Raw genomic sequence first — 24,097 nt, forward strand, 5'->3', positions numbered from 1 at the left:
TCTCGAATCTTGCTCGCCAAGCCAGATATTGCTCACCCAGATCTTGCTCACCAGATCTTGCTCACGTGGAGCGGCGAAAACGCTCGGCGATGAGCAGCAGCGCCGTCACCACGATGAAGACGACGACCGACACCGCCGCCAGCGTCGGGTTGAGCTGGAGGATCATGTCGTCCCACATCTGCTTGGGCAGCGTCGTCTTGATGCCGCCGCTGACGAAGATCGCGATGGTCAGCTCGTCGAAGGAGGTGATGAAGGAAAACAGGAAAGCCGCGATCAAACCGCCCTTCACCAGCGGAACCGTGACGGCCGTCAGCGTGCGGAAGCGATTGGCGCCAAGCGTCGCCGCCGCCTGGTCGAGCCTCTGGTCGTAGGTCTTCAACACCGCCGACAAAGTGACCACGGCAAAGGGGATCGCCAGCACGGTATGGCCGATGACGAGGCCGAGATCGGTCGCGATCAGGCCTAGCCGGGCGAACAGGTAGAACATGCCGACTGCTATGACGATGCGCGGCACGATCATCGGGGCGAGGAAGAAGGCGAAGATCAGCCCGCCCCAGCGCGTGCGGCTATTGGCCAGAGCCAGGGCCGCGAAGCCCCCGATACAGGTCGCCAGCAGCGCCGTCGCGAAGGCGACGAGGAAGGAGCGCAGCGTCGCCTGCAGCCAGAGCGGCGAATCCAGATAGGTCTGGAACCAGCGCAGGCTGTAGCCCGGCGGCGGGAAGTCGAGAAACTGCGAAGAGGTGAAACCGAGCGGAATGACGAGCAGCGTCGGCAGCACCAGGAAGCCGATCAGGATCCAGGCGAAGACCGGCAAGGCCAGCGCGCAGGCGGCCCTGCCGAACAGACTGCGAAAAAGCCGGGCAAGCATGGCACTGGCTGTCGCAAGCCCGGCGAGAATGGCGAGCCCGGCATTGCGGACAAGCCCCCTGCTCTCCTGCGCCGCGCCGCCGGAAATCGACGATATCCCGAAGAGCCGGTCGTAGATCCAGCAGGCCAGCAGAGCGGCGGCCAGCATCATCGCCGCCAGCGCGCCGGCGAAGGGCCAGTTCAGCAGCTCCTGAACCTGCGTGATGATGAGCTGCGCCAGCATCGTCTCGCGCCGCCCGCCCAGGAAGGCCGGCACGATGAAGAAGCCGAGCGAGGAGATGAAGACCAGCAGTCCCGCAGCGGTGACGCCCGGAAGCGACAGCTTGAAATAGACGAGCCAGAAGGCATGCGCAGGCGAAGCGCCCAGCGTCTGCGCCGCCTGGACGAGGCGGCGGTCGATGCCGATCATCACCGGCAACATGGTCATGACGGCGAGAGGCACCATCGCATGAACCATGCCGACCATCACGCCGAACTCGTTGTGAAGCAGCGGCAGCGGCTGATCGACGACCCCCGTCCCCATCAGCAGATTGTTGATCACGCCGCTGCGGCCAAGCACGATCATCCAGGCGAAGGTCTTGACGAGATAGCTCGTCCAGAACGGCACCATGACGAAGAGCAGCATCCGGCCGCGAAAGAATTCCGGCATGCGCGCAAGCCAATAGGCCAGCGGATAACCGATGAGCAGCGATATCAGCGCGGTGTTGCCGGCGATCTTGAAAGTGATGCCGAGGACACGGAGATAGACGTCGGTCGCCGCGATACGCTGATAGGTCGCGATCGAAAGATCGCCTTTGGCGGGATCGACGATGCTGAGGCCGAGCAGTTGCGCGACCGGATAGACGAAGAAAACCGCCAGAAAGATCAATCCGGGCGCGGCAAGCCACAGCGCGCTCAGGCGCGGCAATCGCAGGGCACTGAAGAAACCGGTCGCCGCAGCCTGGCTCATGACACCAGCACCGCCTTGTCGCGCGGCCAGCCGGCCACGATCTGCTGGCCGAGCTCCGGCACGGTTTCGCCCTGCTGGAGGCGCAGCGTCACAGTGGCGCCCTCACTGAGTGTGGCGATGACCCGGGTCTCCGATCCCGCATAGACGATCTCGGCGACGATACCCGTGACATGGCCGCCATCGGCGGCACCAAGCCGCAGATGCTCCGGCCGCACGACGAGCGCGCCGCCCTCGCCAACGGGCGTGGCATCGGACGGCAGCGCGAAGCTGCCATGGGGTGTCTCGATCCGGCTTGCGCCGGTCGCGAAAGTGCCGCGGAAGATGTTGGAGATGCCGATGAAATCGGCCGCAAACGCCGTGCGCGGCCGCTCATAGATCTCACGTGGCGAGCCGAGCTGCTCGATGCGCGCATGGTTCATCAGGCAGATCCGGTCGGACAGCGCCAGCGCCTCCTCCTGATCATGCGTGACATAGACGATCGTCGCGCCGCTCTCGCGATGCAGCCGCTTGATCTCGATCTGCATGTGCTCGCGCAGCTTCTTGTCGAGCGCGCCCAGCGGTTCGTCCATCAGGATGATCGAGGGCTGGTAGACGAAACACCGCGCCAGCGCGACGCGCTGCTGCTGGCCGCCCGAGAGCTCGCGCGGAAAGCGCGCCGCGAGATGGCCAAGATGCACCATGCCCAGTGCGGCATCGACACGCTTGGCAACCTCGGCAGAGGGCCGCCCGCGCATCTTCAGGGGGAAGGCGATGTTCTCGGCGACCGTCAGATGCGGAAAGAGCGCATAATGCTGGAACACCAACCCGATATCGCGTTGGTGAACCGGCATGCGCGACTGGTCGCGCCCGTCGATGACGACGCGCCCTTCGGTGGCGTCGACGAGACCGCAGATCAGTTGCAGCAGCGTCGTCTTGCCCGAGCCGGACGGGCCCAGCAACGTGAGGAACTCGCCTTCCCTCACCGCCAGAGAGGTCGGATCGAGAGCCGTAGTCGCGCCGTAGCGCTTGCACAGACCCTCGACCAGAAGCTTCGGCGGCGCCTCGCCACCGGGCGCGTTCATCGTCATGACCAGACCGTCCCGGCTGTCAGACCAGAAGCCAGCTATTGAAGCGCTCGGTGACGGCTGCGCGATTGGCGCTCCACCAAGCCTCGTTGGCGATGGCCATCTGCTTCAGATTGTCGGGCGAGGTCGGCAGGGATTTCGCCCGATCGGCCGGAATCGTCTTGTAGGCGTCGAGATTGGTCGGGCCATAGGCCAGGATCTCGGTGTAAAGCGCCTGGGCTTTGGGGTCCGAGCAGAACTTGATGAACTGGCGCCCGACATCCGAACGCGGGCCGCCCTTGGGCATGCCCCAGCCCTCGATCGAATAGAGGCCCTGGGCCCAGACGATCTTGGCTGGCGTGCCACCATCGATCGCCGCCTGGAAACGTGCGTTCCAGCCTGGCAGCATGTCGACTTCGCCACTTTGGAGCAGCTGGGTCGACTGGGCGCCACCCGTCCACCAGACCGCGATGTGCGGCTTGATCTTGTCGAGCACCTTGAAGGCGCGCTCGACATCGAGCGGATAGAGCTTGTCGAGCGGCACGCCATCGGCGAGCAGCGCCTGCTCCAGCGTGTCGATCGGATTCTTGCGAAGCGAGCGGCGGCCCGGAAATTTCTCGACATTGAAGAAGTCGGCCCAGCTCGCGGGCGCCGCCTTCACCCGGTCCGTACGGTAGGCAAAGACGGTGGAATAGACGTCGGTGCCCATGAAATTCGAGGAGATCGCCTCCGGCATCAGCTGCGGCACGTCGGCATGCCCAAAGCCGATGGGCTCCAGCAGTCCCTGCGCAGCCAGGATGTCACGGGCCGACAATGTCAGCGTGCAGACGTCCCAGGTGTAGGATTTGGTCTCGACCATCGCCTTGAACTGGGCGGTGGGCTCGGCTTCGCGCGCGACATTGACGACCTTGTTCCCGGTCGCCTTCTCGAAGGGATCGTAAAACGCCTTGCGCCAGGCCTGGCTGAACGGGCCGCCGGGATCGGCGACCGTGATCTGCGTCGCGGCTGCCGCACGCCCGATGATCGCCGGCGCCCAGAGGCCGGTGGCGGCTGCGCCGCCGGCCAGCTGAAGCAGGCGACGCCGGCTTGGAGTGGTGAACATATCCGTCATGATTTTCTCCCCTTCTTGCGGTTTTCCGCGATTTCCCCTGGAGCAATCGAATAAGCGGCAGACGCTCAGGCCGTTTTCCGCGCTGCGCGCTTGGCCAGGAATTCTTCCATCATCCGGGCGGGCTCGCCGGTGGCGTAGGCCTCGCGCTGGTTGCGGATGCCGGCCTGCAGGCATTCGCGGAAGCTTGCCTCGGTCACTTCGCGGAAGCGGGCCTTGTTCAGCCGCATGGCGACCGGCGGCTTGCCCGCAAGCTCGGTGGCGAGCGCAAGCGCTGCCTCCATCACCTGGCCCTGCGGGACGATGCGGTTGATCAGGCCGATGCGGAAGCACTCCTCGGCATCCATCATCCGCCCGGTCAGGGTGAGGTCGATCGTGCGGGCAATGCCGATCATCTCGCGCATGATCCAGGGACCGGTCACCGAGGCGATGCCGGAATTGATCTCGGGCTGGCCCATGGTGACGCCGGAATGGCCGATGCGCAGGTCGCAGAGCAGCGCGACCTGGAAGGCCGAACCCGCCGCGACACCGTTCAGCGCAGCGATGATCGGCTTCGAGAGCGAACGGATCAGATCGTAGAGGCGCTCCCATTCGCCCATCCACACTTCCGCGCGGTCGGGATCGAAAGTCTTCGTCTCGTTCAGGTCCTGGCCGGCGCCGAAGGCGCGCTCGCCCGCACCGGTCAGGATGATCGCCCGCACGGCATCATTGGCCTCGAGCTCCTTCAACGCCTCGACGAGGCGGGTGCGCATCGGCTCGTTCCATGCGTTCAGCTTGTCGGGCCGGTTGAGCGTGAGGATGCCGACTGCACCGCGCACTTCGCTCAGGACGAATTCCTTCATGACCTCGATCTCCGCGATGACATTTTATCGACATACGATAAGTTATATTGAATGATTGATTGGACCGGGCGCCTTGTCAACCGGGTTTGTCGCCGCCAATGATCCGGCCAGGAGTAAGCAGCATGTCGACGCTCGATACGAGCAAGCCCGCCAAGGCCAGGCCCAGCGCCCCCGCCAAGGAGAAAAGCGACGATCCCTTGATGGTGGCGTCCGTGGAAAAGGCATTCCGCGTTCTGTCGGCCTTTGGGCGCCAGCATCCCTCGCTGAACCTGTCGCAGGTCGCGACTGTCACCGGGATGGATCTGAGTTCGGCGCAGCGCTTCACCCACACGCTGACGCGGCTCGGCTACCTGCATAAGGACAGCGAGACCAAGCGCTTCGAGCTGACGGCCAAGACGCTCGATATGGGCCACCACTTCTTCCGCGGCAGCCGCCTGGTCGACCGGGCGATGCCCTATCTCATGCATCTCAGCAAGGAGACGGAGGAAACCGTCAATCTGACGACCTTGCAGGATACCGAGATCATCTTCGTCTCGCGCTTCCTCAGCCGGCACGTGCTCAATACCGACGTCATCATCGGCACGCGCATGCCGGCTTTCTGCGCGGCGCCGGGTATAGCGATGCTCTCGCGGCTACCCGAGGACGAAGCGATGGCGATCATCGATCGCTCCGACCTGAAGCCGCACACGCCCTCGACGACCTGGAGCCGCGAAGCGCTGCTCGCCAAGCTGCGCGATGCGAAAGCCAAGGGCTATGCCACCGCCTTCGAGGAATTCTACCATGGCGATGCCTCGATCGCCGCGCCGATCCTGGACCATCGCGGCCGGCCCGAGGGCGCGGTCAACGTCGCCGTCTCCTGTTCGCGCTATTCGCGCGAGGAGGTGGTCGCGCGCTTCTCGTCCCTGATCATTGCTGCCGGCCACGCGATTTCGCGCACCTGATATCGGTCGGGAGCGATTGACAGCTCGCGCTCACTTCTATCATCATACGCAAAGACTTATCGTATAGCGATAAACGATGTGTAGTTCGATGGGATCGCCATGACCCGTTCGGGATCGGCAGAAGCGCAGTTCATTCGTGCCGTCCCGCGCCGCGGGGCGTCGGTGCCGCTGACACTGGATGGCCAGGCGATCATGGCAACCGAAGGCGAGTCTGTGCTGGCTGCCCTGCTGAGCCAGCGCGGCTTCCTGCGTCGCCTCGAATTTGGCGGCGAGCCGCGCGCCGGCTTTTGCCTGATGGGAGCCTGCCAGGATTGCTGGGTCTGGACCGAAACCGGCGGCCGGCTGCGCGCCTGCACGACGCCGGTTGCGGCGGGAATGGCATTGTCGACAGCCACACCGGCTTTGCGGCCATGATTGATTTCGACCGTGGCTGACATCGTCATCATCGGCGACGGGCCGGCCGGCATGAACGCCGCTGCCGTCGTTCATGCCCACGGGCATCGGCCGATCCTGATCACCGAGAGCCGACAGGCCGGCGGACAGGGCTACCGCAGACCTTCTCCCGGGCTGGAACTCGACATGCCCTCGCTGATGGGCAGCGAAGCCGGCAAATACTTAGCGCTCCACGCCCGGTTCGAGGCCATACGCAGCGCGATCGACTATCGCCAGAACACGCTGGTCTGGAACATCGAGAACCGCACCCTTCATCTGCTGCGCGATGGTGTGGCATCGACCCAAAGCTTCGATGCTCTGATCCTGGCGACAGGCGCGATGGACCGCATCGCCCCGGTTCCGGGCTGGACCCTGCCGGGCGTGTTTACCCTCGGCGGCGCTCAGGTGGCGCTGAAGGATCAGGGCTGCTTCATAGGCCGGCGTGTCGCGTTTGTGGGTTCGTCGCCACTGCTGGCGCTCGCCGCGCAACAATACCGCAAGCTCGGAGCCGACGTCGTCGTCATCGCGGATACGACGCCGCTTCTGGACAAGGTGGCCGCGCTTCCATCATTGGCGAACTCACCGCGAACCCTGCTGCGCGGTCTGGCCTATCTCGGCGGCGCGTGGCGCGCAGGCGTGCCGGTGCTGAACGGCGTAACGGCCCTCGCGATCGAAGGCGACGACCACGTCATCGCAATCACGCTGAAGGATTCCGGAAATCGCGACAGGCGTTTTGCCTGCGACGCCGTCGCTCTCGGCTATGGCCTCAAACCCGAGACGCAGCTGGCGGAACTGGCCGGCGCGACGCTGGTCTACGACGAGACATTCCGGCTGTGGCTGCCGCGAACCGACGCTTATGGTCGCGCCGGCCCCGGTCTCTATCTGGCCGGAGACGGTGCCGCGATCGGAGGCGCGGATGCGGCCGAGGCAAGCGGCGCTCTTGCGGCCCATGCAGCCCTGGCCGATCTCGGTTTTGCCGAGCCTGGAGCAACCATGCTCGGGCTTCGTCGCCGGGTCGGCCGCCTGCGGGCGTTCCAGCAGGGGCTGGCGCGGGCTTTTGCCTGGCCCGTTGCCCAGATAGGCGCCCTTGCCGACAGCGTGACCTTGTGCCGTTGCGAGAACGTCTCGGTTGGCGACGTCAGGCGCGCGATGGATCAGGAGCTCGGCCCCGTGGAAATCAACCGCGTCAAGGCGATGACGCGCTGTGGCATGGGACGGTGCCAGGGCCGGGTCTGCGGTCCATCATTGCAGGAGATCGTCGCAGGCCATGCCGGCATTGCCGGCGCCGCCGCCGGCCGATTGCGCGTGCAGGCTCCAGTCAAGCCGATCGCCCTGGCAGCGGCGGACGCCATTTCATGAGCCGTCTCACGGTCGATGTCGCCATCATCGGTGGTGGCCTGATCGGGGCCTGGTCGGCCTATTTCCTGGCTAGGCGCGACAAGCGCGTCGTCATCATCGAGAAAGGCGTCGTCGGGGCGCAGTCGAGCGGCACCAACTTCGGCAATCTGCGGCTTCAGGGCCGCTTCCCCGGCCAGTACCCCTTGTCGCTGCGCTCCCAGGCCTTGTGGGAGCAGCTGGAGGACCTGATTGGCGATCGCTGCGAATTCGAACAGACCGGCCATCTCTACCTCTCCTTCGATCAGAAGGAGCGCGAAAAGATCGAGGCTTATGCGGCCGTCTCGGAGACCTACGGGCTCACGATCGACCATCTCGAACCGTCGGACCTGCGCCGCCGCTGGCCCTGGTTGAGCGAGCGGGTCGTGGCCGCCACCTTCTCGGCGCGTGACGCCACGGCCAACCCACGTCTCGTCACCCCCGCCGTCGCGCGCGCCGCAAAAGGCTTGGGCGTCACGGTCATCGAGCACTGCCGCGTGACCGAGATCGGCAGTGGTGGCGGCGCCTTCACGGTGAAGACCGATACCGGGACTGAGATCGACTGCGGCCAGGTGATCAACGCCGCCGGCGCCTGGGCGCTCGCCATTGCCGAGCAGTTCGGCGAGACCGCGCCGCTCTTCCCAGCCGGCCCTCCGCAATTCGTGACGGAGCCCTATCCCTATTTCATCGAGCCCTCCATCCAGGCTGTCGACGGCTCCGTGATCTTCCGCCAGATTCCGCGCGGCAACATCATCCTGGCGGGCTATCCGAGAACTGCCGCCGATCCCGTTGCAAACCGCGCCCCGGTTCCGGCCGCCAAGACGCTCTCCGCGATGCAGTCGCTCGCCAAGGTCGTGCCCGCTCTCGCCAATTGCCATGTCATCCGCGTCTGGTCGGGCATCGAGGGCTATCTGCCCGACATGGTGCCGGTGATCGGGCCGAGCCGGACGACGCCGGGCCTTTTCCACGCTTTCGGCTTCTGCGGACACGGCTTCCAGATCGGCCCCGGTGTCGGCCTGTGCCTGAGCGAAATGATCGTCGATGGGGAAACTGCGACCCCGTTGGAGCCGTTCTCGATCGCCCGCTTCGAGAACCCCGTCGAAACCGACGAGAAGTTCCGCCGCGAGTTCGATTCGGAGCCGGCTCCTGACCGTAGCGCCAGCTAGCAAGGACGAGCGGCGCGTCAGGCGCTCTGTCTTTGAGTGCGGCCGCGAGGCAGGCTGGTAATCACCGCCCCCGCTATGACGATCAATCCGGGCAGCAGCGAACTGTTCTTCAGAAGCTCGCCGAATACGACATATCCGACCACCGTCAGAAACGGAATCCGGAGGGTGTCGGCGGCGCATAGCTGCAAGGGGCTGCCGTAGCGGGAGGCGTTTGCAAGCGCAATCTGCGTGACGAAACCAGCCACCATCAGGACGATGGCCGCAGCCAGGATGGACAGCATGGCGAGCATATCGATGTCCGGCGCCTGGACGGCCGGTGTGGGATCGAGATTGAACAGGAGAATGGCGATGTAAATTGGCAGCTGTATGCTGTGCATGATGAATACGATGGAGAATACGTTGGAATCCTGAGCGAGCTTCGACAGCATGAGATTGGTTATCGTCAGCAGGGCGACGGCACCGACTGGTATCAGTAGGCGGATGTCCTGCGAAACGCCTTGCGTATAGAGCAGATACGCACTTCCCAACCCGATCAGCGCCAGGCCGACAGTGGCGGTTGACCCCGGATAACGGGCGGAGATCGCGATCCCGATCAGGGCCGCGAAGAGCGGCCCGGAAAACTCGACGGTTGCCGTGAATCCCAACGGCAGATTGGCTACGCTCCAGATCAGGGCCAGCGAACCCACCAGATGGATCAGGCTCCGCTGGATGTGCAGCTGAACGCCCTGTTCTATCGGCTGGGGCCGGACCGCACTGATCTTGAAGACGATGAATGCGGCGATGATCAGCGATCCCGCAGATCGGACCGCGGCGATTTCAACAATACGGGAATAAAAGGACAGATAACGGATCGAGATGGCGACAGCGATATAGGCGAGGAAATGCGTCCCCATCCACGCCGAAAAACAAAAGAATCGGCGGCTCAGCCAGCCCATGGAATGCCCATCAGCATTCTGTTGAGGATCGCCATCCTCACCTGCATCGAGAGCTTGACCTGGCGGAAATAGCCGGCGTTGGGCAGGGTGTCACATGACACGTCCAGCTCGGAAAAACGCGGCAGCGGATTCAGGATGAGGATATCCGAATTGGCATCGATGATTTTCTTGGCCGTCAGCGTGAACGGCTCGGTCTCAAGCTCCTTGTCGACGGCTTCGCTGCCCAGCGAGGCATGCGAGAAGCGGCTCATGTCCTGCATTTGTATGCTGAGGACATCGTGATCCAGCGTATCGCGGATGTCGTGGACCACGGCGACCGGACAGCCGAGATTTCGCAACAATTCGAGCGCTTCGCGCATCGGCGGATTGATCGGCACACCCGGCAGGCAGCACAGGGTGAAACGCCGCGGCGGCGACAGGCGCAGCATCTTCACGAAGGACAGCGCAAAGCGCGCGCGTGTGTCGCTCGAAAGCGCGATCGACAGGCCCTGAACCGGCCCGCGCATTTTATGGATGGCGAAAAGATCGATCAAAGCCTGTGTCGGGTGTTCGTCCGCGCCATTGCCGGCATTGATCACCGGCAGGTAGCTCAGACGCCCGATCTGATAGGGCAGGCTCTCGGTATGGGAGCGGACGACGATCAGATCGCTATAGGCCTCGACCGTCCGGATGTGATCCTCGATGGATTCACCCGTGGACGTGCCCATACGGCTACGTTCGGTGTCGAAAACATCCAGTGACTGATGGCCAAGCCGCAAGGCAGCAGCCTGAAAGCCCAGGCGGGTGCGGGTGCTGCGCTGATCGAACAGGGTCGCGACCACTTTCGGGCGCCGCCGCATGACCGGTGCGGCCGGCACATAGTCGCCGGAGCCGTCGTCTTCATTCTCCTCGGCCAGATACTGCTCGGCTCGCGCGAAAATATCCTCAAGGTCGTCCCGAGAAATGGAATCAGCGCCAAGCAAGTCTTTGCCGCTTGGGTAGTTCGGCCTCTGCATTGTAGCCAGACTCCAGTTTCGGCCCGACTAGCGCGGAGATCCTGAGGCAGCCTTCGGTCGCTTCCTGGGGGCACTCGTCGAAGGATCCGCGCCCACGCTGGCGGGTTTGGATCGATCGGACGGCACACGCTCCTTGATGATCGAGAGCAGCTCGTCGTCCCACATCGGCCTGGCGAATATGAAGCCTTGAATCCCGTGCAGGCTGAAGCGCCGCATCGCGGCCAGCTGCGGCTCCGTCTCGACCCCCTCGACGATGATGAGCAGACCCAACTGGTGGGCGAGGTCCGTGATCGCCGCCATCAAGGCATTCACCTTGCGCGACACTTCGATCTCGTGGCTGAAGGATTTGTCGATCTTGATGATATCGATCGGCAGCTTGACCAGATAGCTCAGCGACGAATAGCCCGTCCCGAAATCATCCAGCGCGATCCTGACCCCCATGGTCCGCAGCCGCATCAGGCTGTCGATGATATGGGGCGCATCCTCGATGAGCGTCGACTCGGTGATCTCGAGCGTCAGCCGGCGCGGCTGCAGGCCGGTCCGCCGCAGGATCGCGGCAACAACTGCGACAAGGTCGTGATCGCTCTCGAACTGCCGGGCCGAGACATTGACGCTCACCCCGACATTGCGCGGCCATGTCAGCGCGGCCCGCGCCGCAGTCTCGATCGTCCACGCCCCCAGAACCCTGATCAGCCCGGTCCGCTCGGCGACCGGAATGAACGTCGCGGGGCTGATATGGCCGCGTGTCGGATGCTCCCAGCGCAGCAGCGCTTCGACCAGCGTGACGCTTCCCGAGCGCGGATTGTAGATCGGCTGATATGCGAGCTGGAACTGTCCGGTCCGGATCGCCTCCCGCATGTCGGCCTCGAATGCGAGATGCTCGTCATGTTCGGCGCTCAACTCGGCGGTATAGACCGCGAAGTGATTTCGCCCGTCTGACTTGGCCTTGTAGAGGGCGATGTCGGCGCGCTTCAGGGCCTCCTCGACCGTCATGCTGCGATCGGCCAGGACGATGCCGACGCTGACCGTCGCCGTGATGCTGCGCCCCTTGATCCTGCGCTGGGAACCAATCCGCGCCAGCACGCGGCGCGCAAGCTCGATCGCCTCGGACGTCCCGCAGGACGTCACGATCATGAATTCGTCGCCGCCCATGCGGGCGACCATCTCGCCGCTCGCGAGGCAGGACGACAGGGTCTCGCCGATGGAGACGAGCAAGGCATCCCCGACATCATGACCGAAGGAATCGTTGATGACCTTGAAATGATCGATATCGACCGAAAGCAGCGTCAGGCTCTTCCTGCTGGCCAGTTCGTGGTCGAGCTTGAACAGCAAGGCGCGCCTGTTGTCGAGATTGGTAAGGGCATCCCGATTGGCCAGAATCTCTAGCTCTTTCATCGACCGGAAACGGGCAATGAACATCTGATGGATGATCTGCGTGCTGGAGAACGTCAGGGTCGTCGTCAGCAGAACCGTGAGCGCGATCAGGATATAGGCCGGTTCCAATGTGAGCAGCAGCGCGATCGTGAAAGGTATTCCCGAGATCAGGACCTGAATCTTCGTGATCAAAGGGCGCGACGTGTTGCGCCCCGAGATGCCCGCGAGATAGCCGATCGATTGCGCGATCGCCAGAACTGCGACGGGCTGGGTCGGATAGCGCCACAAGGCATAGCAGCTGAACCCGGCGATGAGCGCTGCCGTCGCCCAGGCCCCGATCATGGCCAGCCGCTCGAAACGGGGTGCATCGAACGCGATATCCGCCGAGATTCGAGCGCGGCTGTACATCCGGTGGGTTTCGAACCGGAAGACGCCCAGACCCGCCATCAAGACGGCCAGCGCGTAGAAGACGGGATCATGCCCAGCAAGGATGCCCGCACCGGCTATCACCGCCGTGACCGTAACCGAGCCGACCAGAATGGGACCACGGGTCGCATAGAGCGCCGCAATCAGCTGCTCGTTCAGCGCGTCCTGCTCTTCGAGGAGCGCCATCGAGATAGCGCCCCTTTCTGCTGTTTTAGGCATAAGACACACTCAACGTGGAAGTTGGCTGCACTACCTTGGAAAGACATCGGCTCTCGGGCTTCGGTTCGATCATCCGCCGTCAAGGTTGACTAAATGCTAAGATTATCTTTGCCGGCATGGGACTCCCGTAGAGTTTCAGCGCATTTATTTTATCAGGTCGATAGCCACGGATGTCGAGATCGCCGATTGGCGAGCGGACCAACGCTTCAATTCGTCGTCGACACGGAACCCTGGGAGAGCGCTGCGGCGGCGATACCGCCTGCCGCGGATTGTGTTAGGCGATAGCGTGATTGATCCGCCCTCTCGATCCGGCTTGCTCATGACGTCTCGAACCCAGACCTTTCGTGCTCGTGATTTCCATCTCGTCTGCGGCACCCTGCCGTCCGGCCCCCTGAACGCGATCACCGACGTTGCCGGCGTCGCGGTTGGGCACAGGACGGTCCGCGAGGGCGATATCCTCACAGGCTTCACAGCGATCCAGCCTCATCCCGGCGATCTGTTCCGCCAGAAGGTCAGGTGCGGGGTGGAGATCATCAACGGCTTCGGCAAGAGCGCCGGCCTGTTGCAGGTCGCGGAGCTCGGGCAGGTCGAGACCCCGCTCCTGCTCGGCAACACCTTCGCGATAGGGACTGGTTTCGATGCGCTGGTGAGCCGCGCTCTGGCTGCAAATCCCGACATCGGTCGCGAAACCGGCACCGTCAACCCGGTCGTGCTCGAATGCAATGATGGCTGGCTGTCCGACATCCGGGCGCGGCACCTCACGGAGGCTGACGCCTTCGCGGCACTCGACGGCGCGCGCGGCGCGGCGGTCGAGGAAGGAGCGGTCGGCGCCGGCACGGGCATGAGCGCGTTCGGCTTCAAGGGAGGCATCGGCACCGCATCGCGTATCATGACGCTGGACGGGCGCCCCTTCACGCTGGGAGCCTTGGTCCTCGCCAATTTCGGCACGCCCGGCGATCTCGTTCTGCCGGATGGGCGCCGGCCGCTTCCCACGCACGAACCATCATTGAATGAACGCGAGCGCGGCTCCGTCATCGTGGTGCTGGCGACCGACATCCCGATGGAATCGCGGCAGTTGAAGCGCGTCGCCAGGCGCGCCGGCGCAGGCCTCGCTCGCCTCGGCGCCTTCTGGGGCAATGGCAGCGGCGACATCGCCCTCGCATTCACGACGGCCAATCCGATCGGCCATCATGACCGGGCCGATCTCCTGCCTTTATCCGTCCTGAACGAGAACCGGATCGATCACGCCTTCCGGGCAGCGGCGGAGGCGACCCAGGAAGCCGTCCTGAACGCCATGCTGGCCGCGCCCGCAACGACCGGCCGCGACGGCCATCATCGCCCATCCCTCGCCGACGTGCTGACGGCCTGGCCCTCGCCATAGCGCGGGCACTGGCTCGTCACAGGGGAGATCGACTCAAGCCGCAGCGAAAGCCATGTTGATGATCGCCTGCGCCTCCTCCTGGATCTGCCGCAGATGCGCCTCGTCGCGAAAGCTCTCGGCGTAGATCTTGTAGACCTCCTCGGTTCCCGAGGGGCGCGCGCAGAACCAGCCGTCCTTGGTCGAAACCTTCACGCCGCCGATCGCGGCGCCGTTACCCGGCGCGTCGCTCTGGATCGCCGTGATCGGCTCCCCGGCCAGTTCCTTTGCCGTGATCTGCGGCGCGGCAAGCGTCTTCAGCACCGCCTTCTGCGCCGGCGTGGCGGCTGCGTCGACGCGGGCATAAAGCGGCGCGCCAAGCTCGGCGGTCAGCCCCTCATAGAGCATATTGGGATCGGCGCCGGTGCTGGCGGTGATCTCGGCTGCGAGCAGGCCCAGGATGATGCCGTCCTTGTCGGTGGTCCAGCTCGTGCCGTCCCGGCGCAGGAAGGACGCGCCAGCGCTCTCCTCGCCGGCGAAGCCGAAGCCGCCATCCGACAACCCATCGACGAACCATTTGAAGCCGACGGGGACCTCGACGAGGCGGCGGCCAAGCTTGCCGGCCACGCGATCGATCATGGCGCTGCTGACGATCGTCTTGCCTATCGCGGCCTTTGCAGGCCAGTTCGGGCGGTTGGGGAAGAGATAGGCGATCGATGTCGCCAGATAATGGTTGGGGTTCATCAGCCCGCCGCTGCGAGTGACGATGCCGTGGCGGTCGGCGTCGGTGTCGTTGGCGAAGACGACGTCGAAGCGGTCGCGCATGCCGATCAGGCTCGCCATCGCATAAGGCGACGAGCAGTCCATCCTGATCTTGCCGTCCCAATCGGCGCTCATGAAGCCGAAGGTCGGATCGAGGCGGGCGTCGATCACGGTCGCGTTGAGCCCATAGCGCTCGATGATCGGGCCGTAATAGTCGAGCCCCGCTCCGCCCAGCGGCCCGATGCCGATGGTCACGCCGGAGCTGCGAATCTTTTCCATGTCGACGACCTCGGCGAGATCCCCGACATAAGCATCGATATAGCCGTAGCGCTTGACCAGATCCGACTTCAGCGCCCGCTCATAGGGCATGCGCAGCACGCCGCCGAGCCCCTCGGCGATCAGGGCGTTCGCCGTTCGCTCGATCCAGCCGGTGGCGTCGGTATCGGCCGGGCCGCCATGGGGCATGTTGTATTTGAAGCCGCCATCGGCCGGCGGGTTGTGCGAGGGCGAAATCACCACGCCGTCGGCAAGGCCGGAACTGCGGCCGCGATTATGACCGATGATGGCATGCGAGATGACCGGCGTCGGCGTGAAGCGCAGATGCTCGTCGACCATGGTGACGACGCCATTGGCCGCGAAGACCTCGACCGCCGTCTCGAAGGCCGGGCGCGAGAGCGCATGCGTATCGATGCCCAGAAACAGCGGGCCATCGATGCCATGCTGCTTGCGGTAGAGACAGATCGCCTGGGCAATCGCGAGGATATGCGCTTCGTTGAAGGATAGCAGGAAGGAGGAGCCGCGATGGCCCGAGGTGCCGAAAGCGACGCGCTGCGCGGCCTGTGTCGGATCGGGGCGGTCGAAATAGGCTTGAAGCAGCTTGGCGACGTCAACCAGCTGGCTGGGATCGAGGGGCATGCCGGCGAGAGGGCTCACTTTGGCTGTCATCAAAACTTCCTGGACCGTGGACCGCGAAACGGGCCGCGCTGACGTTGTGGGGCGACACGTTACCATTGCAAAGATTTCTGAACGGCTTTGCAACGGCGTTGCCAACCGCTGACATGCCTGCCCCGACATGGACGCCGGGCCAGGCAAAGGCTCCAACTCGCGGGTGCACGCATTGATCCCGAAGCCCGCTTGGCACTCACTTGTTACGAGAGTTGGCGCGCGACAAACGGGCCATGGCACATTTCCTGCCTATAGGTCAGCGGGGAGATCGGTCGGGTACCCATGAGTGTAATCGTGCCAATGAGTATGGCTGGACGTCACGGCATGCGCCCGTCGCCGGCCGAAGCCAAAGGGATCGCGCGCGCAATGCCTATCCAAGCACCACGGCTCTCAGGCGTACAGGCCTAGGGCAACCATGTCGCATAACCCGATTTTTATCGCGATCGCGACTGCAGGCCGACGTGACGTCCTCACGCAGACGCTCGGTGAGCTTTCGAGGCAGACCCGTTTGCCCGACGAGGTTTTCATCTGTCCCGCCGAGCCCGCCGATGTCGATCGCGAAGCGCTTGAGCGCCTGTCTTTGAAGGTTACGATCGTGACCTCGGAGAAAGGCTCCTGCCATCAGCGCAACGCCATCATCGCCAGGCTCGCCGGCGAGAAGGAAGGGCTGATAACCTTCTTCGACGATGATTTCTTCCCGCGGCCCGACTATCTGGCGGAAACCGAAGCGCTGTTTGCGCAGCATGCAGACATCGTGATCGCGTCGGGCCTCGTGCTCGCCGATGGCGCTACGGGCCCGGGACTGAGCAGCGACGAAGCTCATGCCATCCTGCGCGCCGGCGATCGTCAGTTCGATCAGCCGGAGCTGCACGACCTGCATAACGGCTATGGCTGCAACATGACCGTGCGACTGGCGGCGCTGAACCGGCACGCCGTCCGCTTCGACGAGGCTCTCCCGCTCTATGGCTGGCTTGAGGATGTCGATTTCAGCCGACAGCTCTCCGGCTGCGGGCGGATCGTCGGCTGCCGACGCATGCAGGGGGTTCATCTCGGCGCAAAACGCGGCCGCACCTCCGGGCTTCGCTTCGGCTATTCCCAGATCGCCAATCCCTGGCACCTGTTCAGGAAAAAGACCATGCGCGCCGACCGGGCGCTCATTCAGGTCGCGCGCAATGTCGGCTCGAACGTCACCCGCGTCCTGAGACCGGAGCCCTGGGTCGACCGCAAGGGCCGGCTTCTCGGCAATGCGCTGGCGGTGCTCGACCTGATGCGCGGCCGGATCAGCCCCGCCAACATCCTGAAGCTCAAATGACGGGGGGATCGGGCTCGGCAAACAGGCAGCGGGCGTTGCCTTGCCTCTGGCCACAAAAGGGCAATGCCACGTCATGACTGTTTTGCGTTCTGCCAAGTTCCCCTTTGCCAAGTTCCCAAGCCTTGCCAAGTTCCCAAGTCTTGCCAAGCTGCCAAGTCTTGCCAAGATGTTGGGCGCAGCGCTCGCCTTGGCCGCTTTGGCTGTCTTGCTGCCGGGCTTTTCACCGCCATCGGTCGACAAGCCCGGACCGCTCGATCTCACCGGCTATCGGGTGACCTTCGCGGAAGAGTTCGACAAGCTCAGCGTCTCGCCCTGGGGACCCACGACCCGCTGGATCGCGCACACGCCCTGGAACGGCGATTTCGGCGACGCCCGCTTCGCTGATCCGCAGCCGGGATTTCCTTTCACGATCGACAACGGCATCCTTCGGATCGAAGCCCGCAAGGGGGCCGATGGGCGCTGGGAGTCGGGCCTGCTCGCCGGGCACGATCTCAAGGGCAACGGCTTTGCCCAGCAATACGGCTATTTCGAAATGCGGGCGAAACTGCCGCCCGGAAAGGGCGTCTGGCCGGCGTTCTGGCTGATGGGCACCGAACGCGCGCGCTACGCTGTCGAAGTCGACGTGATGGAGTATTATGGGCACGATCCCCGCGCGCTCCACAGCGTCTACCACGTCTGGTCGATGGATAAGGTCTATCCGGAGCGGCACGTCCCCTATGTCGCGCGGTTCGAGACAGACCTGACCGACGACTATCATCGCTTCGGCGTGATGATCGACGCGAGATGGACGACGTTTTATCTGGACGGCACGCCGTATTGGCGCATCGCGACACCGCCGGAATTCGCACAGCCCTTGTTTCCCCTGCTCAACCTCGCGCTGGGAAGCGGCTGGCCGATCACGGAGACGCCCAATCCGTCCTACATGTTCGTCGATTATGTCCGCATCTACGCCAAATGACGAAGCCCGCTTGCATAAGGGGGCCGGTCTGATGAGGATCCTGCATCTCGCCAATCATTGTCGCCTGGGCCACGGGAACGTCCACGCTGCCGTAGATCTCGCCTGCATTCAGGCTGATAGGGGCGACAGCGTCGCCTATGCGAGCGAAGACGGCGAATTCCGCGAGCTGCTGCTTTCGACCGGCGTCGCCCATATCCCGCTCAAGCAGCGCAGCAAGCAGCCGCTCGAACTGGCGAATGCCCTGGCAAAACTCGTCGCCCTGATCCGCGACAGCCGCATCGACATCGTCCATGCCCATATGATGGCGGGCGCCGTGCTGGGTTATCTCGCGACACGGGTGACCCGGGCCTCCCTGGTCACCACCGTGCACAATTCCTTCGATGGTCACTCGACCATCATGCGGCTTGGCGACCGCATCGCCGCGGTAAGCGAAGCCGAGCGGATCACCTTGATGGCGCGCGGCTTTTCCGCGCAAAAACTGGTCACGATCGTCAACGCCCCGCTGGGAGGGGCGCGCTCGCGCTGGTTCGCGGGGGAGCCCGATATCGCGATTGCGCGACCGAGCATAACCACCGTTTGCGGACTGCACGCCCGCAAGGGCGTCGACACGATCATTGCGGCCTTCCGCCTCGTCGCTGGCGATTATCCGGCGACGCTCAACATCGTGGGCGACGGCCCTGACCGGGCGCTGCTCGAACAGGCGGCGCGCGAAACCGGTTTTGGCGACCGCATCCTTTTTCACGGCTCGTTGCGCGATCCGCAGAAGGTGCTGCAGAGCTCCGATATCTTCGTGCTGGCGTCTCACGCCGAACCGCTCGGACTGGTCAATCTCGAGGCTCGCCATGCCGGCTGCGCGATCATCGCCACCGCAGTCGGCGGCGTTCCCGAGGCTCTGGACGGCGGCAAGGCAGGCATCCTGGTGCCACCAGGCGACCCCGAGGCTTTCGCGCGCGAATTGCGCGGTCTGCTTGGCGACCCCGAAAATCTCGCGCGGATGAAGGCCCGAGCGAGGGAGGGCGTCGAACGCTTCTTCGTCGACCGGCTCTATGCCGATTATCGCGACCTCTACGCTTCGCTGAAGCCGGAGGGCGCCTCGATGACGGCCAGACAAGCGACGTAAGCATCGAGCGGCAAGGGTTGGGCTAGAGCATTTCGCGTCTGGCTTGGCTTGGCGCACTGTCATCCCGGACAAGCCGCGAAGCGGCGCTGATCCGGGATCCATTCCGGAACCTCTCTCGGAAGCGCCTCGGAATGGATCCCGGGTCTGCGCTACGCTTCGCCCGGGATGACCGACCGTATCAACTTGAACACGAAGCGTTTCTAATATCCAGCCACGAGCGTCGTACGCCTTTCCGGCGCGGGATCGTGCCCGAACCCGTTGATCAGCCCATAGAGCGCTGCGACCCCGACCCCGAAATCGGCCGATGTACCTGCAAGCGCCGACAGCACCAGGCTGATCAGCAATGTCGCCTTCAGGGCGAGCAGCAACTCCGCCCGCGAAGAATGTCCGGCCGGTGCACGCCTTGCGAAGGTTTGGACGATAAAGCCGAGCATCAGCGCCGCGCCCAGCGCTCCGGTATTTGAAAGCAGCGCCACGAACCAGTTGGAGGCTCGCGCCGAACCCAGCCCGACGCCGAAGCCCGATGTCGCCAGGAAGCCGTCCACGGCCGTCTGGTTCCAGTTCATGCGCTCGATATAGGATTCGGAGGTGGATTTCTGGAACAGCATGAGATCGACCATGTCGTGGACGTGGTCGGAGAGCGACGGCTGGAACAGGATGATTCCGAGCACGACCGTCGCAACCACCGTCAGTCCGATGAAGCCGGTGGTGAGGCTGCTGCGCCATCGCACCGAGGGCGAGCGCAGCCGCCGCAGCCAGTTCAGCGCGAGCAGGCCTGCGCAGACACCCAGCCCGACATAGGCTGTCGACGATGTCGAAAGCGCCGACATGACCAACAGAGCGGATGCCGTGATCGCCGCCAAGCCGCGCGAACGGCCGGAATAGGCCGGATAGAGAAAGGCGAGGCCCGTCGCGTAGAGCAGCGAAAGCCCGCCGAAGGACGAGGCTTCCGGCATCAGGCCGACCAGGCGACGCGTGCCCAGGGATTCGACGTCGGTGAAGAGGTTGTAGCTCACCGTCCGGAACGGATCGAGCAGGTATGATGCCCCCGCGGCATCGGCCGCCATCGCCACCAGCGCCGACAGCGACAGCACGACGCCGCCAAGCAGAAACGCCCGCCGCATGACGGCTTCGAAGTCGAAATGCTCGGATAACACGGAGAACATCACGACGACGCCGACCGATAGGCAGAGATAAAGCGCCTGCGTGAAATTATACGAGCCCGGCGCCAGCGGCTGCGGGCCCGCACTAACCCCCGAGATCGACACGACATCGACCGTTCCCGCGAAAATGCGCGGCGCGAACATGGTGACGAGCACGCTGACGACGAGAAACAGCATCAGCAGCCCGAGCGAGCGCAGATCAAGCATCGCGGCAAGCGCCCACCGGAGCATTTGCGCATTGAGCAGCGCGCGCAGGATGATGACCCCGGCGCAAACCGCTTGTGGCAGGAGGTTGACGCCGCCTGCGGCCTCGACGGGAACAACCGCCAGCGACCCGAACGCCGCTGAGGCGAAGAACAGGTAGATCAGGACCTGCCAGGAGCCGAACACGCCCCAGAGCAGAACGCACCAGAAGACAAGAACGGGCCAGGTCACCGATCTTCTCCCGACACAGTCACGCCGGCGCAGCCGCCGGCAGCGCAACGAACAGCGATTTGCGGCGATGGTAGACCACGGCCGCCATCATGGCCGTCACCAGCGCCTCGGTCATCGTCACGGCCGCTGCGGCCCCCGCCCCGCCATAGAAATGGCAAAGCGGCACCAGCATCGCCAGATTGATCAGCCCCGACGCGACGGTGATCTGCATGAACTGCCGCGTCATGCCATGCGGCAGCATGATGTTGATGCCGAGCGCATTGCTCAATCCCACGATGAAGGGGATGGGCGAGAGCAGCTTGACGATGATCACCGCCGCCGCGAAATCCGGCCCCAGGAAACTTGTGGTGATGAATTCAGCCGAGACATACATGGCGAGGCTGAGCATCAGCGTCGCCGCCGCCTGCCCTGCCAGCACGATCTTCATCAACTGGCCGGCGCGTTCTGGCGAGGTCGCCAGCAGATTGTTGACCCGGGGAAATATCCCCATGCTGATAGGGCCGATCACGCCCTGCACGCCGCGCCGGATCCGATCCGCCCCGCTGAACAGTCCCGCCTGGCCCACGCCCGACAGGGCCGCGAGCACGACGAGATTGCTCTGGCTGTAGAGGCTGATGCCGCCCGTCGATAAAAAGAGCTGGGTTCCCTCCCTGATCTGCCGCCACGCACCCGACAGCGACAGCCCGACGGGCCGCAACGGAATGACGCGCGCGACGAAATAGAGCGACGCCACCGTCGAGACCAGGAAGGTCCCACCCTGGATTGCGGCCGCGATCACCACGTCGTCGGGAGAATGCACCAGCAGAAAGGTCAGCGGCACGGTCAGTGCACGGCCGAGCAGGGATGCGGTAGCGAAACCGACCATGCGTTCGAGCCCCTGCAGCAGCCAGCCGGCATTGGCGATGCTGAACAGCACCTGCAGCAGATAGGCGAGCAGGATCGGCGTCATCGCGTGAAGGCTCGGAATCATCCAGATGATCACCCCGGCACCGAGGATGGCGACCAGAGCCAGCAGGGCCTTGGCCATCGTGACATCCCAGAACAGGGTGCGCAGCACCGCCGGCGACGACGCGTTCTGCGCGGCCTTCTGCGTCGCGCTCAGGCTGAAGCCCCATTCGCAGACGAGCGAAACGTAACTGACGATCGCGCCGGCTATGGCCAGGATGCCGAAATGCGTGACGCCGAGGACGCGCGCAAGATAGGGCGTCGTGAGCAGGGGGATCAGATAGATGCTGCCCTGCCAGAGGATCAGCGTCCCGATGTTTACAAGGATTTTCACGCTCGGGACCCCTGGCTTCCGTCAGTGTGAAGCAGCTGCTGGGACAGGCTGGAAAAACACGTCCCTGACCTGCTGCGCAAAGACCTCCCGTTCTCGCGTGATCACCTGGCGATAGGCTTCCTGAACCGCCTGATGTCGCGGGAAATCGGTCAGGATATCGCTGATCAGCGCTTGGAATGCCGCTGGAAGCGTGTCGTCGACGGCGAGCTTGTAGCTCCCCGTCAGGTTGATATCCTCATCGAAGGCGGCGGACCCTCGCGCACCGACCACCACGACGGTTCCCATCATCGCGGCTTCGCGCGGGAGGCGATCCTTGCCGGGATGCTCGCCGAAATCGATGTAGATCTTGGCGCGTCGGAAGATGGCCTCGACCTCCGCCTTGGTCATGTTGATGATCGGGACGAAAGTAAGCGCGGGATAGGCGGCCCGCAGCCTATCGGTGATCTCGATGCCCTTCTTGGGATTGTAGAGGATAAGGTCCTCCCTCGGCGCGCTGTCGCGGGCGGCGGCCTCAATGGACAGATAGTCGGAGAGCAATTCGCCGCCGATCAAATGCGGCTTGAGCCGGCTGCGCGCATAATAGGACTGGAACAGATGGCCGGTTCCCAACCGCGTCAGCAGCTGCAGCAGGGCTGCCTTGTAGGTATTCGCGATGACACGTGCGGCCTTGCTGGAGCGCCTGCTTTCGAAGAAGTCGAAACTCAGCCACCACACATAGCGGTCGGCTGGTGAAAGCAGCGGCAGCTTCCGGATCATCGTCTCCGGGGCGACGATGCAATCGCCCTTGCCGAGATCGAGCGCGCGCAGCGGAGGCGTATCGTAGCAACGATAGCGCTCCGGAACCTCGGCGGTCGGATCGGGAACATAGTGGATCGCCGCGTCGCCGCCATGCAGCCGGATTTCATGGACGAGTTGATGCAGCAGTTCCGGGCCGCCCGTCGTCGACGCCGACGGGGCCAGGACGGCGATCTTGCCGTAGCGACAGGCCAGCGCAGTCATCGCCGCTCCTCCACCCGAACCGGCTGCTCAAGCGACGGACGTTCCGGAGCCGGCCGCTCGGACGGATCGCGAGGCGAGAGCGGCAGGCGCAGAAGCCCGAGGGCAATATCCTTCATCAGCACCTTCCACCCCGAGATGCCGCTTTCATCCATTTCGTAGAAGCCCTGCTTTTTCATCGCCGACAGCCGGGACAGGCGCGCCGCAAAGCTCGGGGCTTCGTAGAACTGCATACGCATCGCGTAGGTCTCGCCGATGCGCCTCCAGTAAAGCGCCGCCTGCTCTGCCTGATCGGCGATGGGCGATGGGCGCGATGTCGCGGCAAGATCGGCCATCAGCCCGGCCCGATGCAGCGCGATCGTCATATGCTGACGCAGGATATCGGCCGAGCCGTTGAACTTGCCGCGCAGCCGGACCATCAAGGGCTTCTTCAGGCCGCCATAGACGTTTTTGCCATGCTGGCGATAGGCAACGAGCGGATGAGCAAGCGTGACAGTCTTGCCGAGGCTGAGAGCCAGGAAATAGATCCAGCGATCATGCGACAGCGAGGTCCGCAGCGTATGGCTGTCGGTGCCGCGCGCCTCGAACCTGATCAGGCCGAGCAGGTCTCGCCGAAACACCTGCGTAAAGCCGAAGAACACCTCCCAGGGCGGCAGCGTCAGCGCCGGATAGGTCGCTCCATGCGCGATTCCCTGCGAGAAGAACCCGATATAGGCCGAGTTCCCGTCGATAAGCGTGGCGGTATGGGCGCATAACACAGCGTCCTCGCGCTCCAGAGCCTCCACGCAGCGTTCCAGCTTCTCCGGATGCCAGTCATCATCCTGATCGCAGAAGGCGATATAGGTTCCTTCGCAGAACTGCGCTGCATTCAGGAAGTTCTCGCCATATCCCAGGCGCTCGCTGTTGAACCGCACCCGCACGGGAAAAGGAGCCCGCTCGGCGAAGGCCGAGACGATACGCAAGGTTCCATCGGTAGAGCCGTCGTCGGATATAAGCAGTTCATGCGGCGGGAACGTTTGCCGCAGGATACTCTCCAATTGCGCCCCGATATACCGCTCGCCATTGTAAGTGGCCATAACGACAGAAACGCTATTCATAA

At 64.0% G+C, this 24,097-nt stretch carries 20 protein-coding genes; 8 read left to right on the top strand and 12 right to left on the bottom strand.

Annotation, left to right across the window (positions count from 1 at the left end):
• Positions 1-61: 61 nt before the first annotated feature.
• The 4 genes from C4S73_RS10720 to C4S73_RS10735 form a co-directional block, all read right to left on the bottom strand.
• On the bottom strand, positions 62-1,816 hold the full coding sequence (locus C4S73_RS10720; RefSeq protein ID WP_103872503.1) for an ABC transporter permease subunit: 1,755 nt from the start codon (positions 1,814-1,816) through the stop codon (positions 62-64).
• A complete protein-coding gene (locus tag C4S73_RS10725; RefSeq protein ID WP_244595546.1) occupies positions 1,813-2,883 on the bottom strand; it encodes an ABC transporter ATP-binding protein in 1,071 nt (356 codons plus the stop codon). Before C4S73_RS10725 ends, C4S73_RS10720 begins: the two co-directional genes overlap by 4 nt.
• Before the next feature lie 19 nt (positions 2,884-2,902).
• Entirely contained in the window at positions 2,903-3,970 is a 1,068-nt protein-coding gene (locus tag C4S73_RS10730; RefSeq protein ID WP_103872504.1) for an ABC transporter substrate-binding protein, read from the bottom strand.
• Positions 3,971-4,035: 65 nt separating this feature from the next.
• Positions 4,036-4,809, bottom strand: a complete 774-nt coding sequence (locus tag C4S73_RS10735; RefSeq protein WP_103872505.1) for an enoyl-CoA hydratase/isomerase family protein — start codon at positions 4,807-4,809, stop codon at positions 4,036-4,038.
• Between the two features lie 122 nt (positions 4,810-4,931).
• On the opposite strand from C4S73_RS10735, the gene C4S73_RS10740 reads away from it, so the two are divergent.
• The 4 genes from C4S73_RS10740 to C4S73_RS10755 all read left to right on the top strand — a co-directional run bounded on the left by C4S73_RS10740 (position 4,932) and on the right by C4S73_RS10755 (position 8,722).
• Positions 4,932-5,750 carry an IclR family transcriptional regulator gene (locus C4S73_RS10740; RefSeq protein ID WP_244595547.1) on the top strand — a complete coding sequence of 273 codons (819 nt, stop codon included), beginning with the start codon at positions 4,932-4,934 and terminating at the stop codon, positions 5,748-5,750.
• 99 nt (positions 5,751-5,849) lie between these two features.
• Positions 5,850-6,164, top strand: coding sequence for a (2Fe-2S)-binding protein (locus tag C4S73_RS10745; RefSeq protein WP_103872506.1), 315 nt, complete (start codon positions 5,850-5,852; stop codon positions 6,162-6,164).
• A gap of 12 nt (positions 6,165-6,176) precedes the next feature.
• Positions 6,177-7,541 (top strand): FAD/NAD(P)-dependent oxidoreductase, encoded by a 1,365-nt coding sequence (locus C4S73_RS10750; protein WP_244595548.1) that lies wholly within the window; start codon positions 6,177-6,179, stop codon positions 7,539-7,541.
• On the top strand, positions 7,538-8,722 hold the full coding sequence (locus C4S73_RS10755; protein WP_103872508.1) for an NAD(P)/FAD-dependent oxidoreductase: 1,185 nt from the start codon (positions 7,538-7,540) through the stop codon (positions 8,720-8,722). Before C4S73_RS10750 ends, C4S73_RS10755 begins: the two co-directional genes overlap by 4 nt.
• 17 nt (positions 8,723-8,739) lie before the next feature.
• On the opposite strand, the gene C4S73_RS10760 is transcribed toward C4S73_RS10755, so the two are convergent.
• The 3 genes from C4S73_RS10760 to C4S73_RS10770 are packed head-to-tail and all read right to left on the bottom strand — an operon-like array spanning position 8,740 to position 12,638.
• Entirely contained in the window at positions 8,740-9,657 is a 918-nt protein-coding gene (locus C4S73_RS10760) for a DMT family transporter (protein WP_146071321.1), read from the bottom strand.
• On the bottom strand, positions 9,645-10,652 hold the full coding sequence (locus tag C4S73_RS10765; protein WP_103872510.1) for an aspartate/ornithine carbamoyltransferase family protein: 1,008 nt from the start codon (positions 10,650-10,652) through the stop codon (positions 9,645-9,647). The genes C4S73_RS10760 and C4S73_RS10765 overlap by 13 nt, the downstream gene beginning before the upstream one ends.
• 27 nt (positions 10,653-10,679) lie before the next feature.
• Positions 10,680-12,638, bottom strand: a complete 1,959-nt coding sequence (locus C4S73_RS10770) for a putative bifunctional diguanylate cyclase/phosphodiesterase (protein WP_160115723.1) — start codon at positions 12,636-12,638, stop codon at positions 10,680-10,682.
• 352 nt (positions 12,639-12,990) lie between these two features.
• Here C4S73_RS10770 and C4S73_RS10775 point away from each other — a divergent pair, with 352 nt between their 5' ends.
• Complete coding sequence (locus C4S73_RS10775) at positions 12,991-14,052, top strand: DmpA family aminopeptidase (RefSeq protein WP_103872512.1); 1,062 nt, start codon at positions 12,991-12,993, stop codon at positions 14,050-14,052.
• A 33-nt stretch (positions 14,053-14,085) separates the two neighbouring features.
• Here C4S73_RS10775 and pgm read toward each other — a convergent pair whose 3' ends face one another.
• Positions 14,086-15,735, bottom strand: a complete 1,650-nt coding sequence (gene pgm / locus C4S73_RS10780; RefSeq protein ID WP_103872513.1) for a phosphoglucomutase (alpha-D-glucose-1,6-bisphosphate-dependent) — start codon at positions 15,733-15,735, stop codon at positions 14,086-14,088.
• 415 nt (positions 15,736-16,150) lie between these two features.
• On the opposite strand from pgm, the gene C4S73_RS10785 reads away from it, so the two are divergent.
• From C4S73_RS10785 to C4S73_RS10795, 3 genes are all read left to right on the top strand, one after another.
• Entirely contained in the window at positions 16,151-17,047 is an 897-nt protein-coding gene (locus tag C4S73_RS10785; protein WP_103872514.1) for a glycosyltransferase family 2 protein, read from the top strand.
• A gap of 166 nt (positions 17,048-17,213) precedes the next feature.
• Entirely contained in the window at positions 17,214-18,005 is a 792-nt protein-coding gene (locus C4S73_RS10790; RefSeq protein ID WP_103872515.1) for a glycoside hydrolase family 16 protein, read from the top strand.
• Positions 18,006-18,036: 31 nt separating this feature from the next.
• Complete coding sequence (locus C4S73_RS10795; protein WP_160115724.1) at positions 18,037-19,125, top strand: glycosyltransferase family 4 protein; 1,089 nt, start codon at positions 18,037-18,039, stop codon at positions 19,123-19,125.
• A 200-nt stretch (positions 19,126-19,325) separates the two neighbouring features.
• Here C4S73_RS10795 and C4S73_RS10800 read toward each other — a convergent pair whose 3' ends face one another.
• Genes C4S73_RS10800 through C4S73_RS10815 form a run of 4 tightly spaced genes read right to left on the bottom strand, consistent with a single transcriptional unit; the run spans position 19,326 to position 24,095 of the window.
• Positions 19,326-20,723, bottom strand: coding sequence for a hypothetical protein (locus tag C4S73_RS10800; RefSeq protein ID WP_103872517.1), 1,398 nt, complete (start codon positions 20,721-20,723; stop codon positions 19,326-19,328).
• A gap of 19 nt (positions 20,724-20,742) precedes the next feature.
• Positions 20,743-22,002, bottom strand: coding sequence for an oligosaccharide flippase family protein (locus tag C4S73_RS10805; RefSeq protein WP_103872518.1), 1,260 nt, complete (start codon positions 22,000-22,002; stop codon positions 20,743-20,745).
• Between the two features lie 21 nt (positions 22,003-22,023).
• Positions 22,024-23,001: a hypothetical protein gene (locus C4S73_RS10810; RefSeq protein WP_103872519.1), complete on the bottom strand. Its 978-nt coding sequence runs from the start codon at positions 22,999-23,001 to the stop codon at positions 22,024-22,026.
• Complete coding sequence (locus C4S73_RS10815) at positions 22,998-24,095, bottom strand: glycosyltransferase family 2 protein (RefSeq protein WP_103872520.1); 1,098 nt, start codon at positions 24,093-24,095, stop codon at positions 22,998-23,000. Before C4S73_RS10815 ends, C4S73_RS10810 begins: the two co-directional genes overlap by 4 nt.
• Between the last annotated feature and the right edge of the window lie 2 nt (positions 24,096-24,097).

Origin of the sequence: Allobosea lathyri (genome assembly GCF_900108245.1) — a bacterium.
GTDB classification, from domain to species: Bacteria; Pseudomonadota; Alphaproteobacteria; order Rhizobiales; family Beijerinckiaceae; genus Allobosea; species Allobosea lathyri.